Origin of the sequence: Bradyrhizobium sp. HKCCYLRH3097 (assembly GCF_051167875.1) — a bacterium.
Lineage (GTDB): Bacteria > Pseudomonadota > Alphaproteobacteria > Rhizobiales > Xanthobacteraceae > Bradyrhizobium.
Map to the genome: position 1 here is coordinate 323,643 of NZ_JBNPTX010000004.1, position 17,359 is coordinate 341,001.

At 66.0% G+C, this 17,359-nt stretch carries 16 protein-coding genes and 1 pseudogene; 8 read left to right on the forward strand and 9 right to left on the reverse strand.

Annotated features, from left to right (window positions below; genetic code table 11):
- Positions 1 to 53: 53 nt before the first annotated feature.
- The gene (locus ACQR0U_RS13010) at positions 54 to 644 is read left to right on the forward strand and encodes a TetR/AcrR family transcriptional regulator (protein WP_315717889.1); all 591 of its coding nucleotides are present in this window, start codon (positions 54 to 56) and stop codon (positions 642 to 644) included.
- Positions 645 to 927: 283 nt separating this feature from the next.
- On the opposite strand, the gene ACQR0U_RS13015 is transcribed toward ACQR0U_RS13010, so the two are convergent.
- From ACQR0U_RS13015 to ACQR0U_RS13025, 3 genes are all read right to left on the reverse strand, one after another.
- Positions 928 to 1,224 (reverse strand): zinc-ribbon domain-containing protein, encoded by a 297-nt coding sequence (locus ACQR0U_RS13015; protein ID WP_315827999.1) that lies wholly within the window; start codon positions 1,222 to 1,224, stop codon positions 928 to 930.
- 46 nt (positions 1,225 to 1,270) lie between these two features.
- Entirely contained in the window at positions 1,271 to 1,972 is a 702-nt protein-coding gene (locus ACQR0U_RS13020) for an alpha/beta fold hydrolase (protein ID WP_315751328.1), read from the reverse strand.
- An 826-nt stretch (positions 1,973 to 2,798) separates the two neighbouring features.
- Positions 2,799 to 3,599: an IclR family transcriptional regulator domain-containing protein gene (locus ACQR0U_RS13025; RefSeq protein ID WP_315717886.1), complete on the reverse strand. Its 801-nt coding sequence runs from the start codon at positions 3,597 to 3,599 to the stop codon at positions 2,799 to 2,801.
- 211 nt (positions 3,600 to 3,810) lie between these two features.
- Between ACQR0U_RS13025 and ACQR0U_RS13030 the strand changes: the two genes are divergently transcribed.
- From ACQR0U_RS13030 to ACQR0U_RS13040, 3 genes are all read left to right on the forward strand, one after another.
- A complete protein-coding gene (locus ACQR0U_RS13030; RefSeq protein WP_315717885.1) occupies positions 3,811 to 5,169 on the forward strand; it encodes an aromatic ring-hydroxylating dioxygenase subunit alpha in 1,359 nt (452 codons plus the stop codon).
- Between the two features lie 193 nt (positions 5,170 to 5,362).
- On the forward strand, positions 5,363 to 6,802 hold the full coding sequence (locus tag ACQR0U_RS13035) for a glutamine synthetase family protein (RefSeq protein WP_434843282.1): 1,440 nt from the start codon (positions 5,363 to 5,365) through the stop codon (positions 6,800 to 6,802).
- Between the two features lie 54 nt (positions 6,803 to 6,856).
- Positions 6,857 to 7,105, forward strand: a complete 249-nt coding sequence (locus ACQR0U_RS13040) for a hypothetical protein (protein WP_434843281.1) — start codon at positions 6,857 to 6,859, stop codon at positions 7,103 to 7,105.
- A 9-nt stretch (positions 7,106 to 7,114) separates the two neighbouring features.
- Here ACQR0U_RS13040 and ACQR0U_RS13045 read toward each other — a convergent pair whose 3' ends face one another.
- Positions 7,115 to 7,819, reverse strand: coding sequence for an SDR family oxidoreductase (locus ACQR0U_RS13045; protein WP_434843280.1), 705 nt, complete (start codon positions 7,817 to 7,819; stop codon positions 7,115 to 7,117).
- A 257-nt stretch (positions 7,820 to 8,076) separates the two neighbouring features.
- On the opposite strand from ACQR0U_RS13045, the gene ACQR0U_RS13050 reads away from it, so the two are divergent.
- Positions 8,077 to 9,114 (forward strand): magnesium and cobalt transport protein CorA, encoded by a 1,038-nt coding sequence (locus tag ACQR0U_RS13050; protein WP_434843279.1) that lies wholly within the window; start codon positions 8,077 to 8,079, stop codon positions 9,112 to 9,114.
- 207 nt (positions 9,115 to 9,321) lie between these two features.
- On the opposite strand, the gene ACQR0U_RS13055 is transcribed toward ACQR0U_RS13050, so the two are convergent.
- Positions 9,322 to 10,605 (reverse strand): hypothetical protein, encoded by a 1,284-nt coding sequence (locus ACQR0U_RS13055; RefSeq protein ID WP_434843278.1) that lies wholly within the window; start codon positions 10,603 to 10,605, stop codon positions 9,322 to 9,324.
- Positions 10,606 to 10,725: 120 nt separating this feature from the next.
- Here ACQR0U_RS13055 and ACQR0U_RS13060 point away from each other — a divergent pair, with 120 nt between their 5' ends.
- Positions 10,726 to 11,454 carry an SDR family oxidoreductase gene (locus tag ACQR0U_RS13060; RefSeq protein ID WP_315751340.1) on the forward strand — a complete coding sequence of 243 codons (729 nt, stop codon included), beginning with the start codon at positions 10,726 to 10,728 and terminating at the stop codon, positions 11,452 to 11,454.
- 204 nt (positions 11,455 to 11,658) lie between these two features.
- Entirely contained in the window at positions 11,659 to 13,734 is a 2,076-nt protein-coding gene (locus tag ACQR0U_RS13065; RefSeq protein ID WP_434843277.1) for a methyl-accepting chemotaxis protein, read from the forward strand.
- Positions 13,735 to 14,199: 465 nt separating this feature from the next.
- On the opposite strand, the pseudogene ACQR0U_RS13070 reads toward ACQR0U_RS13065, so the two are convergent.
- A pseudogene (locus ACQR0U_RS13070) lies at positions 14,200 to 14,746 on the reverse strand (IS3 family transposase); the annotation flags it as partial.
- 164 nt (positions 14,747 to 14,910) lie between these two features.
- On the opposite strand from ACQR0U_RS13070, the gene ACQR0U_RS13075 reads away from it, so the two are divergent.
- Positions 14,911 to 15,084 carry a hypothetical protein gene (locus ACQR0U_RS13075; protein ID WP_315717878.1) on the forward strand — a complete coding sequence of 58 codons (174 nt, stop codon included), beginning with the start codon at positions 14,911 to 14,913 and terminating at the stop codon, positions 15,082 to 15,084.
- 113 nt (positions 15,085 to 15,197) lie between these two features.
- Here the strand turns inward: ACQR0U_RS13075 and ACQR0U_RS13080 are convergent, their stop codons facing one another.
- The 3 genes from ACQR0U_RS13080 to ACQR0U_RS13090 form a co-directional block, all read right to left on the reverse strand.
- Positions 15,198 to 15,551, reverse strand: coding sequence for a response regulator (locus tag ACQR0U_RS13080; RefSeq protein ID WP_315717877.1), 354 nt, complete (start codon positions 15,549 to 15,551; stop codon positions 15,198 to 15,200).
- A gap of 196 nt (positions 15,552 to 15,747) precedes the next feature.
- Positions 15,748 to 16,434, reverse strand: coding sequence for a response regulator transcription factor (locus tag ACQR0U_RS13085; RefSeq protein ID WP_315717876.1), 687 nt, complete (start codon positions 16,432 to 16,434; stop codon positions 15,748 to 15,750).
- Positions 16,415 to 17,149 carry a sensor histidine kinase gene (locus ACQR0U_RS13090; RefSeq protein WP_315717875.1) on the reverse strand — a complete coding sequence of 245 codons (735 nt, stop codon included), beginning with the start codon at positions 17,147 to 17,149 and terminating at the stop codon, positions 16,415 to 16,417. The genes ACQR0U_RS13085 and ACQR0U_RS13090 overlap by 20 nt, the downstream gene beginning before the upstream one ends.
- Between the last annotated feature and the right edge of the window lie 210 nt (positions 17,150 to 17,359).

Sequence of the window (17,359 nt, forward strand, 5' to 3'; positions counted from 1 at the left end):
GTTCCTCCGTTTAGCAAGGGGACATGAACGGTCCGTCATCAAGAGCTGGTGAGATGGAGACGAAACCACAAGACCGCCATCGCAAGCCGCGCGCCGATGCGCAGCGCAATCGCGAGCGCGTGCTCGAGGCGGCCAAGGCGGTGTTCAGCGTCGGCGGCGCCGAGGCCAGCCTGGAGGCGGTGGCGCGCCAGGCCGGCGTCGGCATCGGCACGCTGTATCGCCATTTCCCCACCCGCGAGGATCTGTTCGAAGCGGTGTACCGGCGCGAGGTCGAGCAACTCGCCGAGCTTGCGGAAGAGCTGAAGAGCGAGCCGTCGGCGGTCGAGGCGCTCCGCCGCTGGCTGCGCTCGACGGTGCAGTTCGTCGCCACCAAGAAGGGCATGATGGCCGCGCTCGCGATCGTCATGAACGCGAACTCCGAGCTCGCGGCCTATTCGCACGGCCACCTCACCCGCTCGATCGGCGCGCTGCTGGCGCGTGCCGTCGCGGCCGGCGAGATCCGCAGCGACATCAGCGCCGACGACGTCCTGCGCGCGCTGATCGGCATGTGCTACATGCACGACCAGACCGGCTGGCAGCAGAGCGTGCTGCGGCTGTTGGATGTGTTCGTGGATGGGCTGCGGGTGGGGAAGGGGCGGGCGTGAGATTGCCTCACGCTGCGTATTAGCCGCTCATTGACTTGCCCGGGCCGACACGTCCGACGGCACTCTAGTCCGGGCGATACTCCGTAGATCCGGATGCTCCCTCCATCGTCATTCCGGGGCGCGCGAAGCGCGAGCCCGGAATCCATAACCACGTTCTGTTGCTGAAATTCGCAGTGCCTCTGTACACGGCCCTCTCGCTCCACCACCAAGACCTGTGAGTATGGATTCCGGGCTCATTCGCTGCGCGAATGCCCCGGAATGACGAAGTTGGCGTGGGGTGATGCTATGAAACCGGCGTCCCGCAGGCGGCGCAGAATTTCGCGCGGGGTGTTCTCAACGGCTTTCCACACGACGTGCACGCCGGACCGAAATCACTTCGTCGATGGTGCCAGATCGCAAGGGCATTCGTCTCGTCAAAGCCGGTCAGTTCACGGTAGCGCTGCAGCACGCCCGCTTTGCTATCGACCGCAGCGGCGGCTTGCCCGAGAGTACATTCATTCAACCGCCGGTAGTCTTTGATGTCGTCGATCCGTTTCCTCAGGAGAGGCTCGATCTCCACCCACTCCTTCTCATCGAGCATGGGCACCTCGATGCCACAACGCCAGCAATGTACTGTGATGGCCATCTCACCCCCTCAACCACTCCATCAGCGCCTGCGCCGTTTCCTCCGGCTGCTCGGGCTGCGGCAGGTGGCCGCAATTCTCCAGCACGACAAGCCAGCTGCCGTCGATGCCGTCGGCCATCTCCTTCGACAGGCTGTTCGGGATGGTGTTGTCGGTGTCGCCGGTGAGCACCAGGGTCGGGCAGCGGATCGCGGTCAAGGTCGGCCGCGAGTCCGGACGCGACATGATGGCCGTCAGCTGCCGGATGAAGCCGATGACGCCGACCTCCTCGGCCATGTCGTGCACGAGCTGGCGCAGCCGCGGATCATCCTGGCGCGACGGATGCACGAAGCCCGAGAACAGCTCGTCGACCACGCCGTGATAGTCGCCCTCCTTGGCGCGGGTGATCATGGTGCGGCGGCGGGCGCTCGCCTCCGGCGTGTCGGGCCGCGCCTGGGTGTTGATCAGCGCCAGCCGACCCACGCGTTCCGGCGCCTGGCGCATGATCTCGAGCGCGATGTAGCCGCCCATCGAATGTCCCGCGAGCGCGAAGCGCGGCGGCGCCTCGGCCAGGATGCGGCGCGCGATCGCGGCCATGCTGTCATCGCGGATGTGGTTGGCCACCATCACCGGCCCGAGCCGCCACAGCGCCGGGATGACAGGCGCATAGATGCGGGGCGACGAGATCAGGCCAGGCACCAGCACGAGCGGCAGCGCATCAGTCATGGGTCTTCCCCCCGGAAACGGCATTCACCTGCAGGTCCGGGTGTTGTCCGCCCGGCATGCCATTTACGCGCGAGGGGCGGCCGATGTCCAACGATGTGCTGCGGCTCGCGCCCGCCGCCCCAGGCCGACAACCTCGTCCCCAGCCGTGTCCTGGCTCCTCCTGCGCCTCTTCGCGGCAGCGGGGGGGGCCGGTCGGATGATCGCGGTGATCGGGTCGCCCGCGATGCTGCTTGGGCCGCGGCGCCTTCGGCTTTCGTGATTGCGGCGCCATTCGCGGCAATCTGGTGGCGTCGTCCGCAATTCGCGCGTGAGATCGGAGATCGAACTACTTCCGCTCCGGATCATGCCACCATCGCATGCAGCGCGATGATACCTGGACGGACCATCAATCGTGGCAAACAGGGTCGGGCGTCACGATAATATCACGTAATGGGCGTGGGCCGCGGCGTCGCAAGGCCTGCGACCACAACGATTAGTTCGCGCGGCCGGTAACTTCACGTGGCCGGCGATGGCCGGCTCTCTCGTGCTGCTGCGGAGATGAGTTGGTAGCACCGCGCTGTCGGTGATGACATCGGAACGAGTGTCGCGCGAAGTCCGGCTCTCACGAGAACGGCGAGTGCGCCGATCCGCGATGCAGCGAGGGGCGGGACGACGTGCTCGATCAGCGGCGCGACGATGCCTCCCGGCGATGTCGCTGCCGGATGGAGCAGCGGCGCTCGTGGCCGCGAGTTCGATGCGACGCGAGTTCGATGCGAAGGTTGCGGTGGCGTGACCTGATGCGCGAGCGAGAGCCAGCGCGCCGGCGGCCGAGGCCTCTCCCCGACGATCAGACGAGCAGAGGCTGCGCCGTCGCCGCGAGCTTCTTCAGCAGTGGCAGGAAGCGCTCCTTCATCTCGTCGACGCCGATGCGATCGACGTGGCCGCCGATGTTGGCGGCGGCGATGATGCCGCCGTCATAGCGGCGAATCGGCACTGAAATCGAGCGGAAACCCTGCTCCGCCTCACCGTCGACGAGCGAGTAACCGTCGTCGCGGACGGCGATGATCGACGCGAGCAATGCTTCCTTGTCGGTGATCGTCTGCGGCGTCATCTCGGTCAGCGTCATGCGCTCGACGGCCTGGCGCAACTGATCGTCCGGCATCCGGCTCAGCAACACGCGGCCGACCGACGTGCAGAACGCCGGCAGCCGATAGCCGATTTCGAGCCCCGTCGAGAACATCCGCGTCGAGGTCGCGCGCGCGATGAAGACGACCGACTCGCCGTCGAGGACGGCGAGCGAGCAGACCTCGCGCGCCTCGCCGGCCGTGTTGTCCATCAACGGCTGCATCACGCTGTTGATCTGGTTGGAGGCGAGATAGCTGGAGGCCAGCAGCAGCACGCGCGGGGTCAGCGAGAACAGCCGGTCGTCGCCATGGACGAAGCCGGAGGCCTTCAGGGTCAGCAGAATCCGTCGCACCGTGGCGCGGGCGAGGCCGGTGAGTTCCGCGGCCTTGCTCAGCGTCATCGGCCGGCCCTCGCGGCTGAAGGCTTGTATCACCCGCAGGCCGCGATCGAGCGCTTCCACGAACTCGGGGCCGTCGCCCCGAGCCTGCTTCTTCTCCTCATCAGTGCGCTTCAGTTTCGGCATCGGCCTGACATGATCCGCTGTTGTTGTTTTCGGCCGCAGTGAAGCTGCAGTCCGTTGGCCCCTCGGCTTCGGTTGTAGCTTTTTCACTTGCGCTTCTCCCCACTTAAAGCGAATCTAATCTGGGCGAACATGTGTTCGTCTAGCGAACATTATTAGATGATCGCGTGACGCTCAACGCCCGACTTGCGACGGAACAGGAGAGACGGCCATCATGATGAGCCAGGAGCAGAACGACCTGATCACGCGCGTCGGTCCCGGCGCGCCCGCCGGTAAACTAATGAGGATGTACTGGCAGCCGGCCGCGCTGGTCGATGAGCTCGCGGGCGAGCGGCCGGTGCGCGCGGTGAAGCTGCTCGGCCAGGACTTCGTGCTCTTCAAGGATGCGCAGGGCCGCTACGGACTACTTGATCGCGATTGTCCGCATCGCGGCGCAGATCTCGCCTTCGGACGGCTGGAGAACGGCGGGTTGCGTTGCGCCTTCCATGGCTGGCTGTTCGACGCCGACGGCAATTGTCTGGAGACGCCGGCCGAACCGGCCGGCTCGCCGCTGTGCAAGAACGTCAAGCAACGCGCCTATCCCGTGGTCGAGAAGGGCGGCATCCTCTGGGCCTGGCTCGGCGACGGTGCAGCCCCGGCGTTCCCGGATCTCGACTGCTTCACCGCGCCAGACGCCTACACCTTCGCCTTCAAGGGCCTGATCGAGTGCAACTGGCTGCAGGCGCTGGAGGTCGGCATCGACCCCGCGCACGCCTCGTTCCTGCACCGCTTCTTCGAGGACGAGGATACGTCGACCGCCTATGGCAAGCAGTTCCGCGGCGCCTCCGCCGACAGCGAGCTGCCGATGACCAAGGTGCTGCGCGAATACGATCGTCCGATCATCAATGTCGAGGGGACCGAATACGGCCTGCGCATCATCGCGCTGCGTGAGATCGATGCCGAACGCACCCACGTGCGCGTCACCAATCAGCTGTTCCCGCATGCCTTCGTGATTCCGATGAGCACGGAGATGACGATCACGCAGTGGCACGTGCCGGTCGATGACGAGAGCTGCTATTGGTACGCGATCTTCACCAGCTATGGCGCGCCGGTCGACCGGGCGAAGATGCGGGCGCAGCGGCTCGAGCTCTATGAGCTGCCCGACTATCGCTCGCGCAAGAACAAGAGCAACGACTACGGCTTCGATCCACGGGAGCAGGCGACCGCGACCTACACCGGCATGGGCAACGACATCAACGTGCACGACCAGTGGGCGGTGGAGTCGATGGGCCGGATCCAGGACCGCACCCGCGAGCATCTGGGCCAATCCGACAAGGCGATCATCCAATATCGCCGGCTGCTGCGCGAGCAGATCGAGAAGGTCGCGAGCGGCGAGCCGCCGATGCTGTTCCTCGATGCCGCCGAGGCCCGCAGCGTGCAGGGCCCGGCGACGATGGACGGCATCGGTCCGACGCGCGGCTGGGAGACCTATTGGATGGAAGTCGACGTCCGCCGCCGCCGCAACGCCCCCTGGGCCCCGCCGGTGCCCGCGGATATCGTGCGGCGGGCCCCGCATCTGAGCGCGGCGGAGTAGCTCCTTTGCTCCGAGCTGCCGTAGGGTGGGCAAGGCCGGCGGAACGGCGCAGCGTGCCGTCCGACGGCGCGCCCACCATTCATGCGCACCGTCGCGGCGGTGGACGCGTCGCGTTCGCAGTGTCCACTGGCGCAACAGCGGAGGCAGCGCCGCGAGCGCGCCTTTGCCCGTCCTACGATTTGAGGAGCCATCGTTGAGTTTCGTCGACAAGCATCAGTTGTGGACCGTCGAGCAGGCCGAGGCCGCAATGCGCATGCGCCGCCTCGCCGAGGAGCACGGCCTCACCACCATCCGCTTCTCGTTCCCGGACCAGCATGGCATTCTGCGCGGCAAGACACTCGCTGTCGATGCTGCTTTGTCCTCGCTCGAGGACGGCTGCTCGATCACGACGACCCTGCTCGCCAAGGACACCTCGCATCGCACCGTGTTTCCGGTGTTCACCGCCGGCGGCGGCTTCGGCATGGCCGAGATGCAGGGCGGCAGCGACGCGCTGATGGTCGCCGATCCGACCACGTTCCGGGTGCTGCCCTGGGCGTCCGGCACCGGCTGGGTGCTGTGTGATCTGTACTTCGCCAACGGTGCGCCGGTCCCGTTCGCCACGCGCAATCTCTATCGGTCGGCATTGGCGACTCTCGAACAGCGTGGCTATCAGTTCATGGCCGGCCTCGAGGTCGAGTGCCACATCTTCAAGGTCGAGGATCCCAGGCTCGCGCCCGGTGATGCCGGCTCGCCCGGCCAGCCCGGCGTGCCGCCGACGGTCAGCCTGCTGACCCAGGGCTATCAATACCTCACCGAGCAGCGCTTCGATCAGATGGAGCCGGCGCTCGAGATCATCCGGGCGAACCTCGTCGCGCTGGGCCTGCCGTTGCGCTCGATCGAGCTCGAATACGGGCCGAGCCAGTGCGAATTCGTGCTGCAGCCGGGCATCGGGCTGGCGCCTGCGGATACGATGGTGCTGTTCCGCAGCGCCGTGAAGCAGATCTGCCAGCGCCACGGCTATCACGCCACCTTCATGTGCCGGCCGCGCATTCCCAACGTGATGTCGTCGGGGTGGCATCTGCACCAGTCGCTGGTGGCGCGCGACGGCAGCAACGCCTTCATGACGGAGGATGCCGAAGGTCTGTCCGCGCTCGGCCGCCACTACATGGCGGGTCTGCTCGCGCATGCGCGTGCCTCCGCGCTGTTTTCGACGCCGACGATCAACGGCTACCGGCGCTACCGCGCCTATTCGCTGGCGCCGGACCGCGCGATCTGGGGCCGCGACAACAGAGGCGTCATGATCCGCGTGCTCGGCGGCCCCGGCGATCGCGCCACCCGGCTGGAGAACCGCATCGGCGAGCCCGCCGCCAACCCCTATCTCTACATGGCCTCGCAGATATCAGCCGGCCTCGACGGCATCGACCGCGAGCTCGATCCGGGACCGTCGGCGGATGTGCCCTATGAGACCAAGGCGAGCCTGCTGCCGAAATCGTTGCGCGAGGCGGTGGATGCGCTGAAGGACGACGCGTTCTTCCGCGAGGCGTTCGGTTCGACCTTCATCGACTACTACACCTTCATCAAGAACGCCGAGCTCGAGCGCTTCCAGCAGGAGGTCTCCGACTGGGAGCAGCGCGAATATTTCGAGATGTTCTGACGGCGGATGCTGGCGCAGTGATCTATCGATAGCGCCACGTGCGGATTCTGAATCATGATCAAGATATTCACCGATTTCGACGCCCGTACGGATGACGGTCTCTGCTGGCTTCTCAAATACCGCCAGAGCGATCTCGCGCAGCAGATCGATGAGCTCAAACTGGGAAGGGGAGACCGGATCATCCTGTTTCAGGATGACGATGATCTCGAAGTCGCTGCAACGCTCGATGTTCGCTATGGCGAAGTTCTCGGGCGTGATGCATGGGTTGCGATTCCTGACTGGGAAACGCTGGTGAGAAAATAGCGCAGCCCCTCACACGCTGCGCGTCAGCCCGCCGTCGACGCGGATGTTCTGGCCGGTGATGTAGGCGGCACCCTCGGAGGCCAGGAAGGCGATGGTCGCGGCGATCTCCTCGGACTTGCCGTAGCGGCCCATCGGCACCGTCTTGTGGCGCTCCTCCGTCGCCGGCAGGCTGTCGATCCAGCCCGGCAGCACGTTGTTCATGCGGATGTTGTCGGCCGCGTAGGTGTCGGTGAAGATCTTGGTGAAGGATGCGAGCCCGGCGCGGAACACCGCCGAGGTCGGGAACATCGAAGACGGTTCGAAGGTCCAGGCGGTCGAGATGTTGATGATCGCGCCGCCCTTATGCGCCTGCATGATCGGCGTCACCAGGCGTGTCGGGCGGATGACGTTCAGCAGATAGGTATCGAGGCCCGTGTGCCACTGCTCGTCGGTCAGCTCCAGGATCGGCGCGCGCGGGCCGTGGCCGGCGCTGTTGACGAGCACATCGATGCGGCCCCAGCGGTCCATCGCGCCGTCGACGAGGCGTTTCAGATCGTCGCTGGACGTGTTGGAGCCGGTGATGCCGAGGCCGCCGAGCTCGGCCGCCAGCGCCTCGCCCTTGCCCGACGACGACAGGATCGCGACGTGGAATCCATCAGCGGCAAGCCGGCGCGCGGCCGCTGCGCCCATGCCGCTGCCGCCCGCGGTGACCAGTGCGACACGTTGTGTGGCCATGACGATGACTCCTGCCTTTCACGGATGACGACGGCGATCATGTAGCGCTGTTCTCCCGGTGGCGTCGAGCAAAACACAGGAACGCGCCGGTCGCCATGACGGCGAGCGACAGATCATCAACAAGCCGTATCGGCACCGATCTGATCCGGCGCGTTGCTTGACCGGCGGCTGCAACGCGCCGAAAATCGGAAACAGGCCGGTGCAACGGGAACGCGCCACCGCGTGGATCCGTTGAGACCGGACAGCAGGGAGGCACGATGCGCCACGTGACGACGCAGACACCGGCCGATACGCCGGCCGTTCAGGTTCGCGGCGCGTCGCGCGAGCCCGGCGTGGTCGCGGCGAGCGTCTATGCCGATGGCCGCCGCGTCGCAGACATCGCCATCGAAGAGGCCGGCGCCTGGAGCAGGCGGCCGGGCCATGTGGTGTGGATCGGGCTGCATGAGCCTGATGCTGCGCTGCTGCAGCGCGTCGCGGATCAGTTCGGGCTGCACGAGCTCGCGATCGAGGATGCGTCGAAGGCGCATCAGCAGCCCAAGGTCGAGCGCTATGGCGATGCGCTGTTCGTCGTCGCCCGCACCGCGCAGCTCGTCAAGGAGCACATCGTGTTCGGCGAGACCCACATCTTTGTCGGCCCCGGCTTCGTGGTCTCGGTGCGCCACGGCGCCTCGACCTCCTATGGCGCGGTGCGCGAGCGCTGCGAGAGCTGTCCGGGCTCGCTCGCAAAGGGCGAGGACTACATCCTCTATGCGATCCTCGATTTCATCGTCGACAATTATCGTCCCGTCACCGAGAGCATCATGGCCGAGGTCGAGACCCTGGAGGAGGTCGTGCTGCAGCGGCCGCTCGCGCGCCACGAGGTCGACCTTCTGTATCGCCTGCGGCGCGACCTGCTGCGGCTGCGCCGCGCCGTCGGCCCCGTGGTCGACGTCTGCAAGCGGCTCGAGCATGTCGACAACGTCGCGATCGACGCCGAGATGGCGCCGCTGTTTCGCGACGTCCTCGACCACGCCAAGCGCGCCGAGGAGGATGCGGATTCCCTGCGCGAGATCCTCGCCTCCGTGTTCGAGGCCAGCATGATGGCCGGCCAGGCGCAGCAGACCGACATCGCCCGTCGGCTCACGGCCTGGGCCGCGATCCTCGCGGTGCCGACCGCCGTCGCCGGCATCTACGGCATGAACTTCGAGCACATGCCGGAGCTGAAATGGCAATACGGCTACTACGCCGTGCTGGGCTTCATCGCCACCGTGTGCAGCGTGCTGTACTGGCAGTTCCACCGGCGCGGATGGCTGTGAGGGGAGGGGCCGTCGGTCCCTCCTCGCGAAGCGGGTTCAGCCACTTGCGAGCGGCGCGAAGGCGTTGCTCCAAATCCCCTGCGCCCAAGCGAGGCGCGGTGCCAGGGCGCTAAGTGCCGTGGCGCCGAGACCGCCGGGCACGACGTGGCGCGTGTGGCATCGAGATCGTTTGCCGTTGAGGAGGCAAGGCGTGCCATGGCGCAGCGGTCACGCCGCGGCGGATCGCCCCTGGTGCGCGGACCACCACGCGGCGATCGCGTCCGTCAGTTCGTCCCAGATCGCGGTCGGCAGGTCGGGCACGGCGACGCGCACGCTGTAGCGATCCGTGGTGGCGTCGTGAAACCATTCCGTCGCAGCGAAATCGAAGCCGAAGCTGCCGGCGTGGCGGATCGGCAGCCCGGCGCGCCGGAGATCGTCGCTCATGGCGGTTGCGGCTTGCCGCGCGGTGGCCTCGTCGAGCGGCCCGCGACCGGCGAGCGTGACGTAGAGGCCGTGCGCGAAGTCGAGCTCCGCGGTCAGGCCGTGCAGCGCGGTCGCGAATTGACGCCGCGCGCGCCGGCTGTTGCGCAGGATGGCGGCGACGCGCCGCGCGGTCAGTTCGCGATAGGCGGGCAGGCCGACATAAGGCGGGAAATGCGCCGGCAGCGCCGCGCCGCCGAGCAGCCTGACGGCGTTGCGCGTCTCGTCCGGCAGCGTCTGAAGCACAACGCGGCCCGCGGCGCCGGCCTTGCTCCAATCGATGAAGGCGACCGAGCCGAGCCGGCCATATTCAGCGCCGAGCGAGTCGAGCTTGGTGTGGCTGCGCACCATCACGACCGGCACGTCCCAGCGTCGCGCCCAGGCCAGCACGCGGCGAACGCGGCCGGAGCCGTTGGCAAAGCAGGTGGTGTCGAAGATCAGGAGATCGATCGCCGGGCGGTCGCAATTCAGCACGGCCTCGAAGCGCGGCGCGGTCGCGCTGGAATCGATCAGCAGCAGCCGCGGCGCCGGCGCGGGCTGCGCCAGCGCGGCGGCAAGGTCACGGGTCAGCGTCACCGGGCGCAGGTGCCGCGCATGCGCCGCGACCAGCTCCTGCGTCTCGCCATAGGAACCCGGCAGCATCAGCAGGTTCGCCGTACCGAGAACGGGGCGGGTCGCCAGCAGCAGTGCCGCGATCGCCGCCATGCCGGAGATGGTGTAGATGGTGTCATGACGGCTCTCGCCCGCCGCATAGAACGACGGCCCGCGCACGTCGAGATCGGCGCGCTGATAGTCGTAGCTGAAGGCGAACGGTCCGGCGCGATGATCGTCCGCATCCGCCCAGGCCGTCTCTGTCGCGGTCCAGTCGCTGAGCGCGTGCTCGGCCTTCAGCGCGGCCGTGAGCTGAAACTTGCGCCGGACGACCTCCATCACGGAGCGTGGCGCCGGCAGCGCATGCGGTCTCCGCAGGCAGCAATTCAGGAGCTGCAGCTCCTGATGCTTGCGGGCGAGATAGGCTTCGATCGTCTCCATCGGGCTCTTCACGGGTGATGCTGGCGGCCGGGATGCAACGCGCAGGGATTGCGATGGGTCCAACGGAGTGCGGCAATGCCGCGCGGTTTGCTGTAGTCTGGCCGGACAAGGAGGAGATGAATGGGCAGGGAACTCGAAGGCAAGGTGGCGGCGGTCACCGGCGCGGCGTCGGGCATCGGCCTCGCCAGCAGCGCGGCGATGCTGGCCGCCGGCGCGCGCGTCGTCATGATCGATCGCGACGCCGCGGCGCTGGCGAGCCTGCGCGAGCGGCACGGCGAGGCCGTGATCCCCGTGGTGATCGACCTGCTCGATCCCACGGATTGCGCCACCCTGCTGCCGCGCGTCCTCGATGCGGCCGGCCGGCTCGACATCCTTCACGCCAATGCCGGCAGCTATCTCGGCGGCGATCTCGTCGACGCCAGGACGGACGCGATCGACCGCATGCTGAACCTCAACGTCAACGTCGTGATGAAGAACGTACGCGACGTGCTCCCGCACATGATCGCGCGCGGCTCGGGCGACATCATCGTCACCAGCTCGCTCGCCGCCCATTACCCGACGCCGTGGGAGCCGGTCTATGCGTCGTCGAAATGGGCGATCGACTGCTTCGTGCAGACGGTGCGCCGCCAGGTGTTCAAGCACGGCATCCGCGTCGGCGCGATCTCGCCAGGCCCGGTGATCACCGCGCTGATCGCCGACTGGCCGGCCGAGAAGCTGAAGGAGGCACGCGAGTCCGGCAGCCTGCTGGAGCCCTCAGAGGTCGCCGAGGTGATCATGTTCATGCTGACCCGTCCGCGCGGCATGACCATCCGCGACGTCGTGATGCTGCCGACGAATTTTGATTTGTAGGGCAGCCGGGTTTTCCTGAGCTGGAATCGGCCCTAAGTCGTCGCCGCGCGTCAGGACATTCTTCAAGCGGCACGGGATGTCCTGTCCGGGTGCCATGTCTCCGATCCAGGGCGCGCGACGACCCCGTGGAACTACGGGGATCGAATTAAGCGCAACCTTAATCATAAGGAACCTAGCGTGAGCCCGCGCAATCCGGGGGCAATAATGAAGATCGGCCGACTTTTCGCAATTTCCATGCTGTCGGTGACGGCTTTGGCCGTCCTCCCTGCTGCTCAAGTCGTGATCGAGCAGGTCAGGGCTGTCAGCGACAAGGCCGAGGCGATCAAGACGGTCGAGGCGTTCGGCGCCGTGCTGCTCTACGCGCAGGACGTGGTCGGCCATCGCGCTCCCTACATCACGCCGATCTTCCAGGATACTCCCGCCACGCCCGCGCAGCTCGAAGGCGTGCGCAAGATCAGGCAGTCCGCCGACGCATCCTTCGCCAGGGCGCGCGCGCAGCTGGCGAACGTCTCCAACGGCGAGGCGATCACGCGCAGCCTGGACCAGGCCTCGTCCAAGCTGAACGAGATCCTCGCCAAGGTGGACCCCGCGCTGACCGCGCCGCTGAACGCGCGCGATCCGGCCGTCATCAAGAGCTTTCTCCCCGGGGTCACCCAGGTCGCCCTGGCAATCGAGCCGATCCTGAACCAGCTGCAGAACCGCATCGCCAATGCCGACGCGTCGCTGACGACGCTGCTCGACGTCGCCCGCACCGCGCAGGACCTGCGCGTGACCGCCGGTGGTCGTGCCGCCGCGCTGTCGCCGGCGCTCAGCGCCCGCCGCGCCGTGGCACCGGCCGAGAAGGCGGCGATGGACCGCGCCCAGGGCCGCACCGAAGCCGACCGCGAGCGCCTGGACGCCGGCATCGACCAGCTCGGCAATCCGGAGCGGCTGCTCACGGCGTTCAAGGAGGCCCGTGACGCCTATTTCGGGCGCGCCGTTCCGATCGTCGACAAGGACATCGCAGCCGGGCTCGGCGATCTCAACTACGCACTCACCGCCGACAGCCTGGCCGAGGCGGTCGTCCCGGCCGTGCAGAAGTTCTTCGTCGTGCGCGACGCCGCGATCGCCGAGGCCCGCGAACGCGCCGTCGCGGCGCGCGATGCAGCCTATCTGATGCTCGCGCTGGCGACGGCGGTGGTCGCGGCCCTCGCCGGCATTCTCGTGTTCGTCACCATGCTGCTGCGCCGCCGCGTGATCAACCCGATCGTGAACCTGACCGGCCTGATCGGCGAGATGGCGGCCGGCCATGACGACGTGGCGATCCCGACGATCAATCGCGACGACGAGATCGCCGCGATGACCGGCTCGCTGCAGACCTTCAAGGAGGCGCTGCTGGAGAAGAAGCGCGCCGAGCAGGCGGCCGCGGCCGACGCGCAGGCCAAGATCGAGCGCGGCCAGCGTGTCGAGCGCTTCACGCGCGAGTTCGAGATGGCGATCGGCGAGGTCGTCGGCATCGTGTCATCGGCGTCGGCCGATCTGGAGCGCTCCGCCGCCACGCTGACGACGACCGCCGGCCGCTCGCTGGAGCTCGCCACCGTGGTGACCTCGGCCTCCGAGGAGGCCTCGACCAACGTGCATTCGGTCGCCGCGGCCGCCGAGGAGATGAGCTCGTCGGTCAACGAGATCAGCCGCCAGGTGCAGGATTCCGCGCGCATCGCCAACGAGGCGCTGGCGCAGGCGCGCAAGACCAACGACAACGTCGCGGAGCTCGCAAAGGCCGCGGCGCGGATCGGCGACGTCGTCGAGCTGATCAACGCGATCGCCGGGCAGACCAACCTGCTCGCGCTCAACGCCACCATCGAGGCCGCCCGCGCCGGTGAGGCCGGCCGCGGCTTCGCGGTGGTCGCCTCCGAGGTCAAGGCGCTCGCCGAACAGACCGCCAAGGCCACCGGCGAGATCGGCCAGCAGATCGGCGGCATTCAGGCCGCGACCCAGGAGTCGGTCGGCTCGATCAAGGAGATCGGCGAGACCATCGCCCGGATGTCGGAGATCGCGTCCGCCATCGCTTCCGCCGTCGAGGAGCAGAGCTCGGCGACGCGCGAGATCTCGCGCAACGTCCAGCAGGCGGCGCACGGCACCCAGCAGGTGTCGGCGAACATCGCCAGCGTCCGGCATGGCGCCGACGAGACCGGCTCGGCCTCCTCGCAGGTGCTGTCCGCCGCGAAGTCGCTGTCCGGCCAGAGCAGCCGCCTCCGCGACGAGGTCAGCCGCTTCCTCGACTCGGTGCGCGCGGCGTGAGGGTGCATTATGCGTGGCCTCGACGAGGGCCGCGCATCGCCACCCGATCGCAGCAGCTATAGCCCGCATGAGCGCAAGCGACATGCGGGGCCAGCCCCCTCAGATATCGGTGCCGCTCATCCGGGCTACAGCTACTCAGATCTGCGCTGCTGCCGATGCTCCGCGATCGGACCGATCGCGCCCTTTGTTCTTCTCGGCTGCCCCGTTCTCCCGCGAACGCGGGAATCCATAACCCCAGGCGGATGTTAGCTTGCGAGACACGTTCAACTGAAGTGGACCCCACGCACGGGACCATGGATCGCCGAAAATTAAGGTGTGATCGCGCCTGCCCTGTCGTTCAAATCAAGCAGCTTCCTGCTGCTGCGTCTGGGCCTGCTGTGGGTATGTGGGCAACGCGTTTGCGTTGTCCAAGCGAAGCGGCATATCCACAGCCTGGGCCGCCTCGATCACATCCATGCCGGCGCGCCATGCCGCCATGGGAAACTGATTGTTCATCGCCTGGTGCGGGCGGCGATGATTATAAAAGGTCATCCATGAGCCGATGCCGTCTCGCGCTTCGCGCCCGTCAGCATAGGCTTTCAGATGCACTTCCTCATACTTGATCGAGCGCCACAATCGTTCGATGAAGATGTTGTCCATGAAACGGCCGCGTCCGTCCATCGAAATCGCAATGCCTGCAGCCTCCAGCCTGCCGGTGAAGGCTGAGCTGGTGAACTGCGCGCCCTGATCGGTGTTGAAGATCTTAGGCCGGCCGTGACGCGCCATCGCCTCGTCGAGCGCAGCGATGCAAAAGCCCGTATTCATCGTGTTCGACAAGCGCCACGCCAGCACCGCCCGGGTGGCCCAGTCGATGATCGCCACCAGATACAGGAACCCCTGCGCCATCGGAATGTAGGTGATGTCGGCCGCCCAGACGTGATTGGGCATCGGTGATGCTGACGCCGCGCAGCAGATAGGGATGGATCTTGTGGCCGGAGGCGGCCTTGCTGGTGCCGGGGCGCGGGACCAGCGCCAGTACCGTTAACGGACCGCCGGACAATGGTTGAAGTTTCCGATACAGGTGCTCTTTGAGTTTTGCTTCCAACCCTCTCCCTTTGAGGGGTTTCCAAGACATGTCTTGCAAGAAGTGGTCGACGTAGCGCCCTTGCAACCTAAGTTTTTGTAGCAGGTGCCCGCATGGACGGTCCAAGGAATGAAAACAATCGCGACTATTGCGGCGGCGGTGCAGATATTTCTCATCGTTTTTTCCCATTTGAAGCGGTGATGGTCTCGATCGAGCCGATAAGCGAAGGGCTCGACCAGCATTTCAGTCGTCAAAGCGGGCACGGCATTGGTAGCTACCAATGCTAACGCTGGAGACTTAAACTGACATCGGGGTCGCACCCCGTTTTCGCATTGGGAGAATCCCCCATGGGCCGCCCAGCTTCGCACGCGTCAACTTGCCGGACGCAGACGGGCATGGATCAAGGCGCCGGTGCGCCGTAAGGGTCGCCGAGCAGCACGCTGCGGATCGCCACCAGAAGGTCTTCTGTCATCTCCTGCTTGGCGACGTAGTCGTCGGTGCCGGATTCGAAAGCGCGGCGGACGTATTGCGGCGAATCATGCCTGCTCAATCCAGGTAGCGGCAGACGAACAAAGCGCGCGCGAACGTCTCTCACCAGATCCAAACCATTGCTATCGCCAAGGAACAGATCGACGATCCCTAGATCGGGTTTCGTGGCCGCGATGGCCACGAGCGCATCCCGTTGGGTGGCCGCCAAGGCACATACGACAAGACCGGGCTCAGCATTGATCAGCGCGGTCAGCCTGCGCCGCATCAGGGGTGACTGTCCACAATGAGCAGACGCCGCGTGCGCCGTGCTGATTGCGCAGTCCGCTTTAGCACCATGGCCCAGACCGCGTGTTCGGCCGTCGCGCTTGCCGGAGAGGGGCTGTGCCTGCTTGGTCGAGAAGTCATCGGCGGCATGGCAGACGTGTATGACACTAGCCGCGCACTTGGGCGAACTTTATGACTCAACCCAATCGGCCGATTGTAACCCATTGAGCCGCGCGTTGGGCGAGTTCAGCAGCCGATTCGATCGCCAGCTTATTCTTGATGTGCTCAAGATGGGATTCTACCGTTTTGACGCTGCGGTTCAGTAGACCAGCGATCTGCCGCGTGGTTCGGCCCTGACCAACGAGCCGAAATACCTGCAATTCCCGATCGCTCAGCGTGCGCACCGGCGAGGCGGTCTCGAGCGGTCGCGCGCCGACGCATCGTTCAGCCAGCCGCCGCTGCAGAGCCTCGCTCATGTAGGTCTCGCCTGCAAGCACCCGACGAATGGCAGCGATCACGGTCGATTCGAGCTGTTGTTTGGTGACATAGCCGAGGGCGCCGGCGCAAAGCGCGCGCTCGGCGAACACCTCTTCGTCGTACATCGAAAGCACCAGCGAGCGAACGCCGGGATGACGCGCTTTGATTTCCTTGACGAGATCTAGGCCGTCCTCGTCGCCGAGAGCAAGGTCTACGATCACCAGATCAGGGCGACTGATCGCGATGGTCTTGAGCGCGGCCACGCGCGTACCGACCGCGCCGTGAACGGCGAGGCCGTTTTCCGCCTCGATGAGGGCGATCAACCCGCGGCACAGCACGGGATGATCGTCGACGACAAGCAGCCTCTTCCGCACCGCGTCCGCGGCTTCAGCCAGGCAAGTGGGCATCGCCGATACTTTCCTGCCGTTCGTAATTCGATAACAGCGGAAACGCGCACGCAACCATGACGCCGCGACGGGCCTGCGGCTCCACAGTAAGAGAACCGCCGATCGCCCGCGCGCGGTAGTCCATGGTATAAAGCCCGATGCCGTCATGATCGCGCCATTTTTCGGGAAGCCCGACACCGTTGTCCCGGATGCTCAATAGTCCCGAGCCTGCAGTGCACGCCAGACGGATCTCGATTTCGTCGGCTCGGCCGTGGCTGACCGCATTGCGGACGGCTTCTTGGGCGATACGCACGAGGTGGCTCGTGGTTTCGCGGCCAAGATCGGGACAAGGGTTATCTTCCACAAACGCACAAAAGGCGCCATGAGCGGCGCTGACGTTGCGGGCGAGGCTCTCAAGGGAGCCGACAAGATCCGCGCTATTCAGACCGATCGAGCTGAGCCCACGAGCGAGGTCACGCGCCTCGCCGATGGTCTCGTTCAGCAATCGTACGAGTTCGGCCGCGGCCGCGGCGGGACCCGGTTGGCCGCTCGCCGCCAAACTTCGCCACAGCGCCGCAGCTAGCGCCGCTAAGCCGGCGAGCGATTGGCAGAGCCCGTCGTGGAGTTCACGCCCAATGCGCTGTCTCTCGCGAGAGGCAATCGCAAGAATTTCACGTTCAAGAATTTCTTGTTGCCCAATATCGCGAGTTATGGCTTCGATCTGCTCCCGTTGCATCGAAGACCAGCCAGGTTTTCTCGTGACTAAGATACACCCTTAGGATGTATCAGCAGTATGATCGAGTCAACTTCAAAGATCGATTTAAACCGCATAACTTTATGTACATTAAAGCTACGCGCCGCACCGTTGTAATTGTCGATCGGCAGGGCGTCGATGAAGCTCATCGCGTCGACGGAGAACACCGCGCCGCCATTCGCCGTCTTTCCC

Coding starts and splice junctions, on each gene's coding strand:
- ACQR0U_RS13025 (WP_315717886.1), bottom strand. CDS start 3,599: ATGCCGAAACTGAAGCGCACTGATGAGGAGAAGAAGCAGGCTCGGGGC.
- ACQR0U_RS13090 (WP_315717875.1), bottom strand. CDS start 17,149: ATGCAACGGGAGCAGATCGAAGCCATAACTCGCGATATTGGGCAACAA.
- ACQR0U_RS13020 (WP_315751328.1), bottom strand. CDS start 1,972: ATGACTGATGCGCTGCCGCTCGTGCTGGTGCCTGGCCTGATCTCGTCG.
- ACQR0U_RS13050 (WP_434843279.1), top strand. CDS start 8,077: ATGCGCCACGTGACGACGCAGACACCGGCCGATACGCCGGCCGTTCAG.
- ACQR0U_RS13075 (WP_315717878.1), top strand. CDS start 14,911: ATGGACGGTCCAAGGAATGAAAACAATCGCGACTATTGCGGCGGCGGT.
- ACQR0U_RS13055 (WP_434843278.1), bottom strand. CDS start 10,605: ATGGAGACGATCGAAGCCTATCTCGCCCGCAAGCATCAGGAGCTGCAG.
- ACQR0U_RS13085 (WP_315717876.1), bottom strand. CDS start 16,434: ATGCCCACTTGCCTGGCTGAAGCCGCGGACGCGGTGCGGAAGAGGCTG.
- ACQR0U_RS13030 (WP_315717885.1), top strand. CDS start 3,811: ATGATGAGCCAGGAGCAGAACGACCTGATCACGCGCGTCGGTCCCGGC.
- ACQR0U_RS13040 (WP_434843281.1), top strand. CDS start 6,857: ATGATCAAGATATTCACCGATTTCGACGCCCGTACGGATGACGGTCTC.
- ACQR0U_RS13060 (WP_315751340.1), top strand. CDS start 10,726: ATGGGCAGGGAACTCGAAGGCAAGGTGGCGGCGGTCACCGGCGCGGCG.
- ACQR0U_RS13065 (WP_434843277.1), top strand. CDS start 11,659: ATGAAGATCGGCCGACTTTTCGCAATTTCCATGCTGTCGGTGACGGCT.
- ACQR0U_RS13015 (WP_315827999.1), bottom strand. CDS start 1,224: ATGCTCGATGAGAAGGAGTGGGTGGAGATCGAGCCTCTCCTGAGGAAA.
- ACQR0U_RS13045 (WP_434843280.1), bottom strand. CDS start 7,819: ATGGCCACACAACGTGTCGCACTGGTCACCGCGGGCGGCAGCGGCATG.
- ACQR0U_RS13080 (WP_315717877.1), bottom strand. CDS start 15,551: ATGCGGCGCAGGCTGACCGCGCTGATCAATGCTGAGCCCGGTCTTGTC.
- ACQR0U_RS13010 (WP_315717889.1), top strand. CDS start 54: ATGGAGACGAAACCACAAGACCGCCATCGCAAGCCGCGCGCCGATGCG.